This is a genomic window from Arthrobacter sp. PvP103 (assembly GCF_017833075.1).
GTDB lineage: Bacteria > Actinomycetota > Actinomycetes > Actinomycetales > Micrococcaceae > Arthrobacter.
In genome coordinates this window covers 2714574-2729508 of the sequence record NZ_JAFIBQ010000001.1, presented here as the reverse complement: position 1 = coordinate 2729508, position 14935 = coordinate 2714574, and the positions used below count along the sequence as shown (strand labels likewise).

At 65.6% G+C, this 14935-nt stretch carries 16 protein-coding genes; 11 read left to right on the top strand and 5 right to left on the bottom strand.

What is annotated here, in order from left to right; all coding sequences use genetic code 11:
• Positions 1-14: 14 nt before the first annotated feature.
• Together JOE41_RS12585 and JOE41_RS12580 are read right to left on the bottom strand one after the other, a co-directional pair.
• Positions 15-914, bottom strand: a complete 900-nt coding sequence (locus tag JOE41_RS12585; protein WP_209752534.1) for an NAD(P)-dependent oxidoreductase — start codon at positions 912-914, stop codon at positions 15-17.
• A 31-nt stretch (positions 915-945) separates the two neighbouring features.
• Positions 946-2454: a four-carbon acid sugar kinase family protein gene (locus JOE41_RS12580; RefSeq protein WP_209752533.1), complete on the bottom strand. Its 1509-nt coding sequence runs from the start codon at positions 2452-2454 to the stop codon at positions 946-948.
• 151 nt (positions 2455-2605) lie between these two features.
• On the opposite strand from JOE41_RS12580, the gene JOE41_RS12575 reads away from it, so the two are divergent.
• The gene (locus JOE41_RS12575) at positions 2606-3316 is read left to right on the top strand and encodes a FadR/GntR family transcriptional regulator (protein ID WP_209752532.1); all 711 of its coding nucleotides are present in this window, start codon (positions 2606-2608) and stop codon (positions 3314-3316) included.
• Positions 3317-3364: 48 nt separating this feature from the next.
• Here JOE41_RS12575 and JOE41_RS12570 read toward each other — a convergent pair whose 3' ends face one another.
• Positions 3365-3622 (bottom strand): metal-sensitive transcriptional regulator, encoded by a 258-nt coding sequence (locus JOE41_RS12570; RefSeq protein ID WP_209752531.1) that lies wholly within the window; start codon positions 3620-3622, stop codon positions 3365-3367.
• 151 nt (positions 3623-3773) lie between these two features.
• On the opposite strand from JOE41_RS12570, the gene JOE41_RS12565 reads away from it, so the two are divergent.
• Both JOE41_RS12565 and JOE41_RS12560 read left to right on the top strand, forming a co-directional pair.
• Positions 3774-4664: an SGNH/GDSL hydrolase family protein gene (locus tag JOE41_RS12565; RefSeq protein WP_011690140.1), complete on the top strand. Its 891-nt coding sequence runs from the start codon at positions 3774-3776 to the stop codon at positions 4662-4664.
• 77 nt (positions 4665-4741) lie between these two features.
• Positions 4742-4951 carry a dodecin gene (locus JOE41_RS12560; RefSeq protein WP_011690139.1) on the top strand — a complete coding sequence of 70 codons (210 nt, stop codon included), beginning with the start codon at positions 4742-4744 and terminating at the stop codon, positions 4949-4951.
• A gap of 11 nt (positions 4952-4962) precedes the next feature.
• On the opposite strand, the gene JOE41_RS12555 is transcribed toward JOE41_RS12560, so the two are convergent.
• Entirely contained in the window at positions 4963-5160 is a 198-nt protein-coding gene (locus JOE41_RS12555) for a hypothetical protein (protein WP_209752530.1), read from the bottom strand.
• An 86-nt stretch (positions 5161-5246) separates the two neighbouring features.
• The gene (locus tag JOE41_RS12550; protein ID WP_245200709.1) at positions 5247-6143 is read right to left on the bottom strand and encodes a helix-turn-helix transcriptional regulator; all 897 of its coding nucleotides are present in this window, start codon (positions 6141-6143) and stop codon (positions 5247-5249) included.
• A gap of 187 nt (positions 6144-6330) precedes the next feature.
• On the opposite strand from JOE41_RS12550, the gene JOE41_RS12545 reads away from it, so the two are divergent.
• The 8 genes from JOE41_RS12545 (at position 6331) to JOE41_RS12510 (ending at position 14858) form a co-directional block, all read left to right on the top strand.
• Positions 6331-7176 carry an aldo/keto reductase gene (locus JOE41_RS12545; protein ID WP_209752528.1) on the top strand — a complete coding sequence of 282 codons (846 nt, stop codon included), beginning with the start codon at positions 6331-6333 and terminating at the stop codon, positions 7174-7176.
• 90 nt (positions 7177-7266) lie between these two features.
• Positions 7267-8238: an aldo/keto reductase gene (locus JOE41_RS12540; RefSeq protein WP_209752527.1), complete on the top strand. Its 972-nt coding sequence runs from the start codon at positions 7267-7269 to the stop codon at positions 8236-8238.
• Positions 8232-9251: an NAD-dependent epimerase/dehydratase family protein gene (locus JOE41_RS12535; protein WP_209753627.1), complete on the top strand. Its 1020-nt coding sequence runs from the start codon at positions 8232-8234 to the stop codon at positions 9249-9251. Before JOE41_RS12540 ends, JOE41_RS12535 begins: the two co-directional genes overlap by 7 nt.
• Before the next feature lie 108 nt (positions 9252-9359).
• Entirely contained in the window at positions 9360-10190 is an 831-nt protein-coding gene (locus JOE41_RS12530) for an aldo/keto reductase (RefSeq protein ID WP_209752526.1), read from the top strand.
• Positions 10191-10323: 133 nt separating this feature from the next.
• Positions 10324-10587 (top strand): GlsB/YeaQ/YmgE family stress response membrane protein, encoded by a 264-nt coding sequence (locus tag JOE41_RS12525; RefSeq protein ID WP_011690132.1) that lies wholly within the window; start codon positions 10324-10326, stop codon positions 10585-10587.
• 152 nt (positions 10588-10739) lie between these two features.
• Complete coding sequence (locus JOE41_RS12520) at positions 10740-11276, top strand: hypothetical protein (protein ID WP_011690131.1); 537 nt, start codon at positions 10740-10742, stop codon at positions 11274-11276.
• A gap of 352 nt (positions 11277-11628) precedes the next feature.
• The gene (locus tag JOE41_RS12515; protein WP_011690130.1) at positions 11629-13788 is read left to right on the top strand and encodes a glycogen debranching N-terminal domain-containing protein; all 2160 of its coding nucleotides are present in this window, start codon (positions 11629-11631) and stop codon (positions 13786-13788) included.
• A 14-nt stretch (positions 13789-13802) separates the two neighbouring features.
• A complete protein-coding gene (locus JOE41_RS12510) occupies positions 13803-14858 on the top strand; it encodes a glycosyltransferase family 4 protein (protein WP_209752525.1) in 1056 nt (351 codons plus the stop codon).
• The last annotated feature ends 77 nt before the right edge of the window (positions 14859-14935 follow it).

Here is a 14935-nt window from a genome sequence, read left to right as displayed (position 1 = left end):
GCTTTAGGTGGGGATTAAGCGTTGCGCTTGGTGGGGGCGACGACCTTGATGACGGCGGAGTCGTCGGCCGCGGCGAGGCCCTGGGCCTGGCCCAGGAGGTAGAGCTGCTCGGCTGCGGCGGCAACGGGGGCCGCCAGGCCGGCGGCCCGGGTGGCCTTGCCCACGATGCCCATGTCCTTGACGAAGATGTCCAGGCGGCTCAGCACCTCTGCACCACCCTCGTTGTAGGCCTCCAGGATCCGCGGGCCGCGGTTGGAAAGCATGAACGAACCCGCTGCACCGGCTTCGAGGGCCTTGAGGGTCTTCTCCTGGTCCAGGCCGAGGGCGTCGGCCAGGGCAAGGGCTTCGGCAGCGGCGGCGATGTGCACGCCGCAGAGGAGCTGGTTGACGGTCTTGAGCGCCTGGCCGTCGCCGGGCTTGTCGCCCACAACGGTGAGGGTGGAGGCCAGCAGCTCCAGGGCGGGGCGGGCCTTTTCCTGCGCCTCGGGCGATGCGCCCACCACGATCAGCAGGTCGCCTTCACCGGCGCGCTTGGGGCCGCCGGAAAGGGGCGCGTCCACCAGTTCGACGCCGTATTCGGCCAGCCGGTCCACCGTGGCCGGGATGGCGTCGGTGCCTACGGTGCTGCCGAGGATCACGACGGCGCCCGGCTTGAGCACGGACGCCACGCCGTTCGCGCCGAAGAGGACGTCGTTGAGCTGCTCGCCGTTGCGCACTGCCAGGAGCAGGGCGTCGGCACCTTCGGAGGCTTCGCGGGCAGAGGCGAAGGTGCGGATCCCGGCTTCTTCGGCGAGCTTGAGGCGCGGCTCGGCGATGTCGAAGCCGTGGACGGTGAGCTGGCTGGCCAGGCGGGTGGCCATGGGCAGGCCCATGGCGCCGAGCCCCAGGACGGTGATGGTGTAGTTGCTGGTCATGGTGTTCTCCATTGAATGAGTGGCGGGAGGCTTAGAAGGTGTTGCTGAGCTTGCGGGTGACCTCGGCGAGGGACTGGTCGTCGCCCACGTTGCCGGCGAACACGATGAACGGGATGCCCTTGGCGGGGCCGTCCACCGGTTCCCACAGGCTCACGATGCCCGGGAGCATGGGGCCGCGGACGATCGCGTGGCGGATTTCCAGGCCGTGCGCGGCGACGTCCGAGGACGTGATGCCGCCCTTGGCGATCACGAAGCGCGGCGGAAAGGTCTTGAGCGTGCGGTTCACGACCGCGACGACGGCAGCGGACACCGTCCGCGCGATCCGCAGGCTTTCGGCGGCGTCGTCGGTCCTGATGAGCAGTCGGCTGGTGTGGACGATGACATCGCCGCCACGCAGCGCCTCCACCACCATGTCCACCGTCTCGTCAAGGTAGCTGGCTGCGGCATCGCCCAACAGCTTCTCGACGTCGATCTCGACGATGCGCGCTGCGCTGTGCTGTTCGGTGAGGGCCTTGAGCTGGCGGGTGGTGACGCCGACATGGGAGCCGACGACGATGAGCCCGCCCGCTTCCGAGGGGGTGTTGCCGGCGTAGGCCTCTTCGCCGCTGAGCTCGGCGCGGATCTCCTGGCCGATCCGGGCGCGGACAAACGGCGGACCCACGCGGTACAGGAGTTTCTTGCCGCGGCGTTCGGCTTCCTCGAGGCCCAGAGAGAGGGCGCGGAGGTCGTTTTCGGAGACGATGTCGGCCACGATCGGGGTGGACTCGGTGGCGGACTCGATCGCGTCGGCGATGGCCTTGGCGGAGATGTGCGGATCGGTGGAAGCCCGAATGATGTTCAGGTCCAGGACGATCACGGAGTCCGCGGCAAAGCGCCCCTGCGACTTCTCCTCCACATACTTGGCCATTTCGGAGTTGGCGAAGCCGAAGGAGGCATCCTTCGCGAACTCGGTCTCGGCCACCGGCGTCAGCGTGCCTGCTTCGTCCCCCGTACCGCGCATGTAGTGCACGCCGCCGATGGTGACCCGGCCGGCGTCAGGGAACGCCGGAATGATGACGACGCCGTCAGTCGCCTCGCCGCTGACGGCGGCCACGGTGGCGGCGATGACATCCGGCTCGAGCGGGTAGTGGCCGCGGAGGGTGGAGTCGCTGCGGCTGACGAAGCCGAGGCGAAGGCCGGAACCGGCGGTGCCGGCTTCGCTCCCGGCTGAGCCTGCTGCGGTCAGGGCGTTGCGGACGATTTCTTCGTTCCGCGCGGCAGCCTCTGCCGCGTCCAGGCTGCGGGTGTTGGTCAGTACGTAGACGGCGGGCTTCGTCTGGTTGTCCCGGATGTGGGCGAACGCCCAGGTGAAATCCGCCACGTCCCAGCGGGTGAGGACGGGCAGGTCCGCAACGGACTGGGTGCCGGTGGGGTCGTCGTCGAGCACTACGAGCACTCGGGGGGAGGCTGCCGAAGACGCCGCCACAGCGTCGGCAACCAGCTCAGCGGGAATCTGGACCTCTGCCGGAAAGGCTGCCAGTACATCTGCTTCAAGGGGCACTTTGCACTCCGTTGTGTATGAAATCTCTGTGCGGGTAGGTATTTGTAAGATGTCAGACATCTAACATTTGAATGCTAGTGTGGCACAAGGCACAGGGACGCGCAAGTAGACTTGTCGGACAAATCGTCGCTCACCGCTGAACGGGGGAAAATTGGCACGTAAATCACTGGTCGGCGTGGTGGCCGATGAGCTCCTGGACCGGATCATTGCCGGCGAGTTTCCTCCCGGCTCCAGCGTCCCCGGCGAGCTGGAGCTGAGCGCGAAGCACGAGGTCAGCCGGATGACCGTTCGCGAAGCCATGAAAACACTCGAAGCACAGCGCATCCTGAGCGTGGAGCGCGGGCGGGGGACGTTCGTCAACCCGCTCAACCGCTGGGCTTCCCTGGAAGCAGTGCTCCGCGCAGCCTCTGAGGGCGTGAATGACGCCTCCGCCGCAGTCCAGCTAATTGAGCTCCGCCGGATGCTGGAAACAGGGGCGTGCGAACTCGCGGCGGGCCGCATCAGCGACGCCGAGATAGGTACCCTGCACGGCTACGTGGCAGCCATGCGCAAGGCCCATGACACCGACGACCTGGCCGGCTTCGTGGAAGCCGACCTCGCCTTCCACGACGTCATCCTGCGCGCCTCGGAGAACGTTTTTGTGGCCGTCCTGTTCGAGCCGCTGCACCGCGTACTGGAAAAGCGCCGGACGCAGACGTCGAAGTTCCGCGACATCCAGGAGCATGCGATCGGGCACCACCAGGCAATTGCGGACGCCCTGGAGTCGCGGGACGCCGGCCGCTCACGCAGTGCCATGGACGCGCACATGCAGCAGACCCTGGATGACCTGAAGACATACGTGCTCGAGGCGAACACCGCCTGACGCCTTAGCCTCCCGGCGAGGGAGCGGCCGCTAAGCGGGGGCTCGCGGCTAGGCGAGCGAGAGGAAGAGCTTCTCCAGTTCAGCCCTGTCCAGGCTGGGGTCCTCCTGCTGCAGGCACTGCTGAAGGCCCGTGGCAATGATGGAGAAACCGGCCCTGTCCAAGGCGCTGGAAACAGCGGCCAACTGCGTGACTACACTCTTGCAGTCGCGGCCCTCTTCGATCATCCGGGTTACAGCCGCGAGCTGCCCCTGCGCGCGGCGCAGGCGGTTGATGACCGGCTTCATGTCGGCGGGATCGAGTTCCATTGCTTCCTCCGTGGCTCTAGGACTTTATTCATCTTATACCCCCCTTGGTATTAACTGCTGCTTGTGTAGCTGGACTCACACCGGCCCGGGCCTTGGGATCACGCGGAATTGCGCCCTTCGACCCTGTTGCCGGGCCCGTGATGGGGTCACCATGGGAAACGTGAGTACGTTCAGCATTCCTGGACCGGCGCGGATACCCTCCGCGGCGACCACTCCGGCTCCGCACCCCTGGAACCGATACGTGGCACTGGGAGATTCCTTCACTGAGGGGTACGGCGATCCGGAGCCGCAAAGCCCGGGCGGTGTCCGGGGCTGGGCAGACCGGGTAGCGGAGGAACTGAGCCTGGGCCACCAGGACTTCGCCTACGCAAACCTGGCGGTCAGGGGCCGCCTTCTCCAGCAGATCATGGATGACCAGCTGGGGCCCGCGCTCGAACTCAGACCTGACCTTGTCACACTCTCGGCCGGCGGCAACGACCTCGTGTTCCGCGGCAGTGATCCGGACAAGCTGGCAGAGAGGCTGGATCCGGCCATCGGGCTCCTCAGCGCCACCGGGGCGACCGTGGTGCTCTTCACCGGACCGGACTGGGGGAACACTCCGGTCTTTGGCCGCATCCGCGGCAAGGTGGCCATCTTCAACGAAAACCTGCGCACCATAGCGGCCCGGCACGACGGCGTGGTGGCCGACCTGTGGACACTGCGCCAGTTGGCGGCTCCGCACATGTGGGATCCCGACCGCCTGCACTTCTCCCCGCTGGGCCACCACACCATTGCGGCGATGGTGCTGGAGACGCTCAATGTGCCCCACACCCTGAAGCCGCTGGAGCCCAAGGTGCTGCCCGTCAGCAGTTGGCGGGAGGCCAGAAGCAGTGACCTGGTCTGGGCCAAGGACTACCTGTTCCCGTGGGTGGTGCGCCGGGTCCGGCAACGGCCGGCGAACCTGGGCCTGAAAGCCAAACGACCGGAACCCGGCCCGATATTCGGTCCGGGCGTGGCACATGGCCCGTTCCCAGCCGGCCCGCTTACCGCCGGAAAGCCCTAGTCGCGCTGCGCTGCGTCCGCTAATCTGCAGGGACGGCCCGCAGTTCCGGGTGTCAATGGAGATTATGAGGAGCGAAGTTGTCGAATCACACCTACAGCATTTCTGAAATTGTCGGAACTTCAAACGAGGGTGTGGACGCAGCCGTCCGCAACGGGATCGCCGAGGCCGCGAAGACCCTCCGCAACCTGGACTGGTTCGAGGTGAAAGAAATCCGCGGACACCTTGAAAACGGTCAGGTGGCCGACTGGCAGGTGACCATCAAACTGGGATTCCGCTTGGAGCGCTGAACCCCGAAATATCAGCGGGACGTTTCCTGTGACGTCTTGCGCCGCCAGACGGTGGGCGAGCCGTTGTAGGACGGGAAAATGTGTCCTTCGAAGAAGGTGTGGCCATCATGCGGCGCGTCCGCGGGAGCCCACAGTCCGGATGCCGGGCAGTGGGTTCCTGTGGCGCCGGCGGTGGCCACCCGTTCCCTGAGCAGTGCGATGCGCTTCATCGTTGAATCCCATCCTTGGTAGTCGAAAAGGTCTATTCCAAGGCTAGGAAAGCGGCCAGGATCCCCCAATGGGCGTATGCCCAAAATCAGCCTGTTTCGTGTGGCAGCTGCACAACTGCAGCGGCCGGTCCCGACGCCACACCGTCCATCCCGGCCCCGAAGCTGCCCAGCAGCGTTAAGGAATCGGCCGAAGCCGAACCCGGTTTCGCGGAGAATATCCGGAGGACCTGGTCCGGGTCCTCCGGGAGGACCAGGTTTTCAAAATCCAGCTCCAGGTCTCCGACCACCGGGTGGCAGAGCCGTATGCTGCCCGCCGAAGGAGCGGCCACGCGGTGCCCGGCCCACCATTGGCGGAAGTGTTCGCTATGGACCGCGAGTTCGCCCACCAGTTGATTGGCCTGGGCGTCGTTCGGGTGCCGCCCGACATCCACGCGCAAGGCTCCGACGGCGTCGGCTGCCACGGCCTTCCAGCCGGGGAACAGTTCGCGGGCGCGCGGGTCCAGCAGGAGCCAGCGCGTGAGGTTGCGCTCCCCTGCCGGCATGGCCGGGAAATCCGCAAACAGCAGGAAGGCTAGCGGGTTGCCGGCCAAGACGTCGCTCCGGCGGCCCAGGACCAGCGCGGGGACGTCACCCACCGCGCCGAGGAGCTGGCGCAGGGCCGGGCGGACACCCTGGGCCGGGATCGGCGAGCGCTGAGATTCGGCGCAATTCTCCAGAAGGTCCATCATGTGCGCCTGCTCGCTGGAATCCAGGCGCAGGGCCCGCGCCACTGAATCGAGCACCGCCCTTGACGGGTGGATGTTGCGGCCCTGCTCCAGGCGTGTGTAGTAGTCCGTGCTCACGTCCGCCAGCCGGGCTATCTCCTCGCGGCGCAGCCCGGCGACCCGCCGGGCGCCGGAGGTTCCGGGCAGCCCCGCATCCTCCGGCTTCAGCCGTGACCGCATGGCCTTCAGGAATTTTCCAAACTCGGCGCTCTGACCCATGCCTTCCATTGTGCACGGCCGGGGAGCTTCCGCTCCACAACGAACGTAGGACTGTCAGTCCTAGGAAAAACAGGAACAGGCATGGCTACTGACAGGGCGTGGCTAAGTGCATAGGCTCGAAACGTAGCCAGCACGAAAGCGGTTTCCCGCTTGCCCTTCGACGATCCCTCGACCGGAAGAACCGACGATGTCACAGACGCAGCAAAACACCATCCCGCAGTTGACCCTCAACAACGGAGTCAAGATCCCGCAACTCGGCTTCGGCGTGTTCCAGGTGCCGCCGGAAGAAACGCAGCGCATCGTCGAAGATGCGCTCGAAGCCGGCTACCGCCACATAGATACCGCCGCCGCCTACCGAAACGAGGCCGGAGTGGGGGCTGCGATCTCCGCGTCGGGCATTCCCCGCGAGGACATCTTCATCACCACCAAGCTCCGCAACGGCGAACAGGGCAACGCCCACGAGGCATTCCAGAACAGCCGCAAGGCACTCGGCGTCGAGTTCCTGGACCTCTACCTGATCCACTGGCCCGTCCCCTCCCAGGGGCTCTACACCGAAGCTTGGAAAGCGATGGAAAAGCTGTACGCCAACAGCCAGATCCGCGCCATCGGCGTCTCGAACTTCCTCGGCGAGCACCTCGACACGCTCCTCCCGGCGGCGGACGTGGTCCCGGCGGTGAACCAGGTCGAAATCCACCCCACCTTCCAGCAGCAGGAACTGGCCACCAAGTGCAGGGAACTCGGCATTGCCGTGGAGGCGTACAGTCCCCTCGGCCAGGGCGCGGACCTGAATGCAACGGCCGTGAAGGATCTTGCCGGCAAATACGACGCCACTCCGGCCCAGATCGCGCTGGCCTGGCACCTCGCCCAAGGCACCATCGTCATCCCCAAGTCTGCCGATTCGAAGCGCATGCGGGAGAACCTGGGGGCCGTCGCAGTGGAGCTCTCCCCTGCCGAACTCAGCGAAATTAGCGCCCTGGAGTCGGGTGCCCGCGCGGGCGCCGATCCCGCCGTCGCCGCCTTCAGCCAGATGTAACCGACCGTCGGTGATTGAGCCTGTCGAAACCGATCTCGACAGGCTCGATCACCGGAGCAACTGAACCACAGCCAGATAGGACATCTCAGCATGCAGTACACACACCTTGGCCGTTCCGGCCTGCAGGTTTCCCGCCTGTGCCTGGGCACCATGAACTTTGGACCCCAGACCGAAGAAACGGTCGCGCACTCCATCATGGACTCCGCCCAGGACTCCGGGATCAACTTCTTTGACACCGCCAACGTATACGGCGGCACCGACCACCGCGGCTGGACAGAGGAAATCATCGGCCGCTGGTTCGCCCAGGGCGGCGAACGCCGCGAACGCACAGTGCTGGCCACCAAGCTCTACGGCACCATGACGGACCGGCCCAACGAATCCAAGCTGTCCGCCCTGAACATCAGGCGGGCGCTGGACGCGAGCCTCAAGCGGCTCCAGACCGACTACATCGACATCTACCAGTTCCACCACATCGATCGGAACACCCCCTGGGACGAGATCTGGCAGGCCATGGAGGTGGCTGTCCAGCAGGGCAAGATCCTCTATGCGGGCAGCAGTAACTTTGCCGGCTGGCACATCGCCCAGGCGCAGGAATCCGCTGCCCGCCGCAACTTCACCGGCCTGGTCAGCGAGCAGTCCATCTACAACCTCCTGACCCGTGACCTGGAGCTGGAAGTCATCCCGGCCGCACAGCAGTACGGGCTCGGGCTGATCCCCTGGTCGCCGCTGCACGGCGGCCTGCTGGGCGGCGTGCTGAAGAAGGAGCGCGAAGGCGTCCGCCGCACCGAAGGACGGGCGGCCGAAACCCTGAAGAAGCACCAGGAGCAGATCCGCCAGTACGAGGACCTGGCCGACGACCTGGGCCACGAGCCCGGAGACGTTGCCCTCGCCTGGCTGCTGCACCAACCCGCGGTCACCGCACCGATCGTCGGTCCCCGCACGCAGGAACAGCTCGACGCCGCCATCCGCGCACTGGACGTGACGCTCGACGAAGACGCGCTCAAGCGCCTCGACGACATCTTCCCCGGGCACCGCACCGCCCCGGAAGACTACGCCTGGTGAGTCTTCCGGCTACGGTTGCGGCGCCGTCGGACATCCTGTTCATCGGCGGAACCGGTGTGATCAGCGCGGCGGCGGCAGAACACGCCGTCGCGCTGGGCCACCGGCTGACGATCCTGAACCGCGGGAAATCGGCCGGCCGTCCGACTCCGGAAGGCGCAGAAGTCGTCACCGCCGACATCCGGGACAGCGCGGCCGTGCGCGAGGCGTTGCGCGGCCGCACCTTCGACGCCGTCGCGGACTTCATTTCGTTCACCCCGGAACATGCCGCGGCCGCCATCGAGCAATTTTCCGGCAGGACCGGCCAGTACGTGTTCATCAGTTCCGCCTCCGCCTATCAGAAACCGCCCGCCCGGCTGCCGATCCTGGAGTCGACGCCGCTGCGCAACCCCTTCTGGCAGTACTCGCGCGACAAAATAGCCTGCGAGGACCTGCTGATGCGGGCGTACCGCGACGACGGCTTCCCGGTCACGGTGGTCCGCCCTTCACACACTTACGACCGCACCAAAATCGCCCTGTTGGGCGGCTGGACGGACATCCACCGGATGCGGGAGGGCCTGCCGGTGCTGGTCCACGGCGACGGAACCTCGCTATGGACGCTGACGCACAGCAGGGACTTCGCCAAGGCCTTCGTGGGCCTGCTGGACCGGCCGCAGGCGGTGGGCGAAAGCTACACCGTCACCTCGGATGAGTTCCTTCCCTGGGACCAGGTGTACCGGCTGTTTGCCCGGGCGGCAGGCGTCGCCGAGCCGGAACTGGTGCATGTGGCTTCTGAAACCATCGCGGCCCACGATTCCGAACGCGGCCCGTGGCTGCTCGGAGACAGGGCACACTCCGTGGTGTTCGACAACTCCAAGGTCAAGTCCCTCGTGCCCTCATTCCAGGCCTCCATCCCGTTCGCGGACGGCGCCCGAGAGATCGTCCGGTGGCATGATACCCACCCCGAGTTGCAGCAGGTCGACGACGGTTTCATGGAACTCAGCGACCGGCTGGTCGGCTGGTCCCGCCGGCGGTAGGCCAACGGTGGCCACCCGTTCGATTCCGCGGCCCGGGCCTCGGAATCGTTGGAATACCGTGCCTTCTGACATCTGTGCAAACCGACTCCGATAGGAAAGACTTTCCAAATGGCACTCTCACCAGTGATTGAGCTCAATGACGGACACCGGATTCCCCAGATCGGACTGGGGACCTGGCCGCTGGACGATCACCAGGTGGCTGCCGCCGTCGTGAACGCCGTGGAAGCCGGGTACCGGCACATCGACACCGCCGTGAAATACGGCAACGAAAAAGGTGTGGGAAACGGCATCCGCTCCAGCGGCCTTGACCGATCAGAACTGTTCATCACCACCAAACTGGACGGAGAATTTCAGGGGCAGGACAGGGCGGTGGCCGGCCTGGACGGATCACTCAAACGCCTCGGACTGGACTACGTGGACCTGCTTTTGATCCATTGGCCACTCCCCCGGCGGGATGAATTCATCTCCACCTGGAAAACTTTCGAGCGGCTGCAGGCGGACGGAAAAGTGCGGTCAATCGGTGTGTCCAACTTCAAACCGGCGCACTTGGAGCGACTCATGGCTGCCTGCGATGTTGTACCTGCCGTCAACCAGATCCAGGTCAGTCCGGCCATCACCCGGATAGTGGATATTGCCTACAACCGGCGCCATGGAATCGTCACCGAGTCGTACAGCCCCCTGGGTGCGGGCAGCGACCTCCTGAACGCGCCAGTGCTGGGGAGAATCGCCCAAAAGCATGGCAAGACCCCCGGTCAAATAGTGCTCCGCTGGCATGTTGAGCAGGGCCTTGTCGCCATCCCCAAAACGGCCAATCCAGAACGCATGAAAGAGAACCTGGACATCTTCGGTTTTACGTTGGACGCGGACGACACATCCGCCATTGCAACGCTGGACGGAGGCGACGAGTCCGGGGTTAATTCCGACGTTCAAGGCCACTGAAAATCGGCGCTCCCAGGAATTCACAGGGTCGCCGACTGGCAGATTAATACTAAGCATGATTAGTATTAGGTAGAAGGATGTAGCGTGCCCGGGATCCGGGCACCTCCTCAATGAAAGAAGAAGGAACGATAAAATGGGTTTTTTCGCATTTCTGATTCTGGGCCTTATCGCTGGAGCAATCGCTAAGGCAATCCTCCCGGGCCGTCAGGGCGGTGGCATTTTCATCACCCTGCTCCTGGGCGTCGTAGGAGCTTTCCTCGGCGGCTGGATTGGTAGCCTGCTCTTCGGTGTTGGCATCAACGAGTTCTTCTCGCTGTCCACATGGCTCCTGGCCATTGGCGGCGCGATCATCGTCCTGCTTGTTTACGGCATGATCACCAAGCGCACGGCCCGCTAAAGCGGAGACCGGCCTGAGAAACGGCCCCGGGATTTTTCCTGGGGCCGTTTTTTCATTCAGGCCCTACAATCTGCGGGCCCTAAACGGCGGGCGACCGTCCCCTTCACCGGCCCGTCCACGTACGGAACCTTCTCACGGAGCAGGAGTACATCATGAAAGCAAAACTTCTTTTCGGTACCGGAATGGCAGCAGGCTTTGTCCTGGGGTCCAGGTCCGGACGCGCCGCGTACGAAAAAATCAAGGCGAGGGCTGCGGCGCTCTGGGACAGCAAGCCCGTTCAGGACAAAGTGGCTGCCGCAACCGAGGCGGTCAAGGAAAAGGCTCCCGAGGTTTCCGACCAGCTAACGGAAGCCGCCCGCCGCGCCGGCACAGTAATCAGTTCCGCTGTGCACCGGGACAAGCCAAGCGACAGCGCCAAGGACAGCCCGGCTGCATCCGGCGTCCCCGCCACCGAAGGCGAGCTGCCCGCCGGTGACTATGTCCCCTCGCACAGCACTCATCCGGAGACCGTGAACCTCGGGACTGCTGACAGCAGTACCGCCGGCACCACGGACAGCGCCACCGCCGGCGGCATGCCTGACACCACCAGCGATCCTGCCCTCAATGACTCAACCGGCCAGGACTGGTCCGATGAGGGAGGCGCGACGCCCGCCGGCGCCGCCACCAACACGAATCCTGAGCGGACCTAAAAACCCGTCAACAGCTGTGCCGACCCGTCCGGACCATTGGTTCGAGGCGGGTCGGCCCATGTCTGCCCGCATTCCCCCGCCTCGCGCCGCGCGTCCCAGGGCCCTGCGCTCCCGCGCTGCGCGCATCCCGGGGCCCCGCGAGGGCCCGTCGACACGCATCCGTCCCAGTCCATCGCACGGGCCCCTGGCAAGGGTCCAAAGGTCCTTGTCGGGTGCTGCGCGGAATTTTAGAATGTGGGTGGCTAAGCAGTCAGCCATTGAATCCCCCGGTCCGGAGTGATTTCATGAGTTCTCGACGCCTGGCCCCCGTTCCCCCGGCACCTGCGGCGCGGGCCCTTGCCCGGCGGCGTTCATGAGCGGCTGGAACCTGGACACGGCCGGATCGGTCGGCCCCAATGCTGTCACCATCGTTGAGGGATCATCATTCTTCATTTCCGCCGGCAACGGTGACCTGGACCCCGGGCTGGCCCACGGCGTCTTCTACCAGGACACCAGGATCCTGTCCCGCTGGAACCTGCTGGTGAACAACCACGTGGTGGAAGGTCTCCTGGCAGTGAACCCGGAGCCGTACCGGGCCGTCTTCACCGGCCGGGCACCCCAGCCCGACGGGGCAGCCGATCGGCCCATGGTGGTTGAGCGGGACCGGCAGGTGGGGGACGGTGTCCGCGAGACACTGACCCTGCGGAACTACTCCAGCAGCCCGGCGCCCTGCAGCATCAAGCTGGCGGTAGAGGCGGACTTCGCGGACCTGTTCGAAGTGAAAGCCGGCAGGAAGACCCGTCAGCTCCGCCCCTCCCACCGGCCGGAGGGTGACCGGCTGATCATCAGTGGCCGCCACAACGGGCGGCTGCTCGGCGTGACCATTCGCGCGCCGGGAGCGGACGTGAACCGCCACGGGGTGATGTTCAAAGTGACGGTTCCCGCTAAGGGATCGTGGACCGCCACCATCGTGGTCACGCCCAGCTCCGACGGCAGCGAACCGGCGGGCAGGTTCTCCGCCAGCACTCCGCAGCACGAATCGGCTCCCGCCCTGCGCCACCGCACCTGGGGCGCGGCTGCGCCCGTCATCAGCATGGACAATCCCATGCTCGAAAAGATCCTGCGCCAGAGCCAGCGGGACCTGGGATCGCTGCGGATCACAGACCCCGCGCATCCGGACCGCACGGTAGTTGCCGCCGGCGCCCCGTGGTTCATGGCACTGTTCGGCCGCGACGCCCTGCTGACCTCCCTTATGGCGCTTCCCGTGGATCCCGCTATCGCGCTGGGCACGCTGCAGACGCTTGCCGAACACCAGGGCCAAAAGATCAACAAGATCACTGAGGAACAACCCGGACGGATCCTCCACGAAGTGCGCCTCGGGTCCGGCGCCGCCTTGTCGCTGGGCGGAGAAAGGACTTACTACGGAACGGCGGACGCCACGCCTCTGTTCGTCACGCTCCTTGGTGAAGTCAGTCGCTGGGGACTGGAACCGCGGGCAGTGCAGGAGCTCCTGCCCAACGCGGACCGCGCGCTGGAGTGGATTACTCACCACGGGGACCGCGACGGGGACGGCTTCGTGGAATATGAGCGCGCCACCCGGCATGGCCTGCTCAACCAGGGCTGGAAAGACTCCTACGACGGGATCAATTTTGCGGACGGCACCCTCGCCGAACCGCCTATTGCCCTGTGCGAAGTGCAGGGATATGCCTACAGCGCCTACGTGGCCCGGGCACTGCTCGCACTGGATGCCGGCGACACCGCCCTCGCCCGGAGCTGGGGCGACCGGGCGGCCGCACTGAAGGATGAGTTCAACCGCAGGTTCTGGCTGCCGCAACGCGGCTACTTCGCGGTGGCCCTGGACAAGGACAAGCTGCCCGTGGACTCTTGTGCCTCCAACATGGGGCACTGCCTGTGGTCGGGAATCGTGGACGACGACAAGGCGCCCTTCGTGGCGCAGCGCCTGATGGAGCCGGACATGTTCTCCGGCTGGGGCGTGCGTACCCTGTCGTCAAGCATGGGTGCGTACAACCCCGTGAGCTACCACAACGGCTCCGTGTGGCCGCATGACAACGCCCTGATTGCCGCCGGACTGATGCGATACGGCTTCATTGAAGAAGCGCAGCGGGTGGCCATGGCCCTGTTCGACGCCGCGGAAGCGTTCGGCGGGAGGCTGCCGGAACTTTTTTGCGGTTTCCCACGCGAGTCGGGCAGGCCCCCGGTGGCCTATCCGTCGTCGTGTTCTCCACAGGCCTGGGCCTCGGCCACTCCCATCCACCTCATCCGTGTCCTGCTGCGCCTTGATCCTTCCGCTCCCACCGGCCGCCTCTGGGTGAGCCCGGCCTTCCCTGAGGGATTCGGCTACCTGAAGAAGGAACAAGTGCCGCTGGCTGGCTCCCGCCTGACCATCGAGGTGTCAGGCAACGCCGTGCAAGTGACGGGGCTGCCGCCGTCCATTGAGCTGCATCTGGGGACGCAGGAACCCCTGGCGGACCTCATCCGGGTCCACCACGACCACGGCCGGAAGGCCGGCTGATGTAGGAGGCGCAAATGCGTATTGGCATCCTGGCACCACCATGGATACCCGTTCCCCCGCCAAGCTATGGCGGAACGGAATCGGTGGTCCACACCCTCGCCGCGGGGCTCGCCGAAGCGGGGCACGATGTTGTGCTCGCCGCCTCGAACGACAGCACCTGCCCCGTGCCGAGGGTTCAGGGATTATCGGACTCCTCGGAGCTCAGCATGGACTCGGGACGGCAGGAGCTCCTGCATGTGCTCCGCGCTTATGACGCCATGGAAGACGTGGACGTCATCCACGACCACACGCTGCTCGGTCCGCTGTGCCAGCGGACCATGCCAGGGGTTCCCCGCGCCACCACTTTGCACGGACCTTTCGACGAGGAACTAACCCTGATCTACCGGGCCATGCAACGGGAGACAGCACTCGTAGCCATCTCGCACCATCAGGCCTCCACCGCGCGGGGAGTGAAGATCGACGCCGTCATCCACCACGGCATCGACGTCCGGGGCGTCCGGTACAGCCCGTCGCACACAGGCGGAGCGTGCTTCCTGGGACGGATGCACCCGAACAAGGGCCTCCTGCAGGCCATCATGGTGGCACGCCGTGCAGGCATCCCTTTGCGGATCGGCGCGAAGATGCGCGAACCGTTCGAACTCGATTACTTCCACGACGTGATTGAACCGCTGCTCGGCCCGGATGTTGAATACCTTGGCGAGCTGGGCACGGCGGACAAGTACCGGCTGCTCGGCGAGTCCGTTGCGCTGCTGAACCCGATCCAGTGGCCGGAACCGTTCGGAATGGTGATGATAGAGGCCCTGGCCGCCGGCACGCCGGTGGTGGCCACACGCCGGGGCTCGGCTCCTGAAATCATCAGTGACGGCGAAACAGGGTTCCTGGCGGACAGCCTGCAGGGCCTCGCCGAGGCACTGCAGGGCTGCAGCTGGCTCCGCCGCAGTGACTGCCGGCGGTCGGCTGAGCAGCGCTTCAGTTCCCAACGGATGGTCCGGGAGTACATCCGGTTCTATTCGGAGCTCCTGGAGGGATCGCCCCGCGCCTCGAAGCAGGCCGCCGCCGCCGGATTCTGACGTGCATGGATTCCGCCGCCGCCGGATTCTGACGTGCATGGATTCCGCCGCCGCCGGATTCTGACGTGCATGGATTC

Bases quoted from the DNA above. Each gene is read 5' to 3' on its own strand.
- JOE41_RS12585 (WP_209752534.1), bottom strand. From the start codon at position 914: ATGACCAGCAACTACACCATCACCGTCCTGGGGCTCGGCGCCATGGGC.
- JOE41_RS12570 (WP_209752531.1), bottom strand. From the start codon at position 3,622: ATGGAACTCGATCCCGCCGACATGAAGCCGGTCATCAACCGCCTGCGC.
- JOE41_RS12565 (WP_011690140.1), top strand. From the start codon at position 3,774: ATGGGAAACGTGAGTACGTTCAGCATTCCTGGACCGGCGCGGATACCC.
- JOE41_RS12555 (WP_209752530.1), bottom strand. From the start codon at position 5,160: ATGAAGCGCATCGCACTGCTCAGGGAACGGGTGGCCACCGCCGGCGCC.
- JOE41_RS12550 (WP_245200709.1), bottom strand. From the start codon at position 6,143: ATGGGTCAGAGCGCCGAGTTTGGAAAATTCCTGAAGGCCATGCGGTCA.
- JOE41_RS12545 (WP_209752528.1), top strand. From the start codon at position 6,331: ATGTCACAGACGCAGCAAAACACCATCCCGCAGTTGACCCTCAACAAC.
- JOE41_RS12540 (WP_209752527.1), top strand. From the start codon at position 7,267: ATGCAGTACACACACCTTGGCCGTTCCGGCCTGCAGGTTTCCCGCCTG.
- JOE41_RS12530 (WP_209752526.1), top strand. From the start codon at position 9,360: ATGGCACTCTCACCAGTGATTGAGCTCAATGACGGACACCGGATTCCC.
- JOE41_RS12525 (WP_011690132.1), top strand. From the start codon at position 10,324: ATGGGTTTTTTCGCATTTCTGATTCTGGGCCTTATCGCTGGAGCAATC.
- JOE41_RS12520 (WP_011690131.1), top strand. From the start codon at position 10,740: ATGAAAGCAAAACTTCTTTTCGGTACCGGAATGGCAGCAGGCTTTGTC.
- JOE41_RS12515 (WP_011690130.1), top strand. From the start codon at position 11,629: ATGAGCGGCTGGAACCTGGACACGGCCGGATCGGTCGGCCCCAATGCT.
- JOE41_RS12510 (WP_209752525.1), top strand. From the start codon at position 13,803: ATGCGTATTGGCATCCTGGCACCACCATGGATACCCGTTCCCCCGCCA.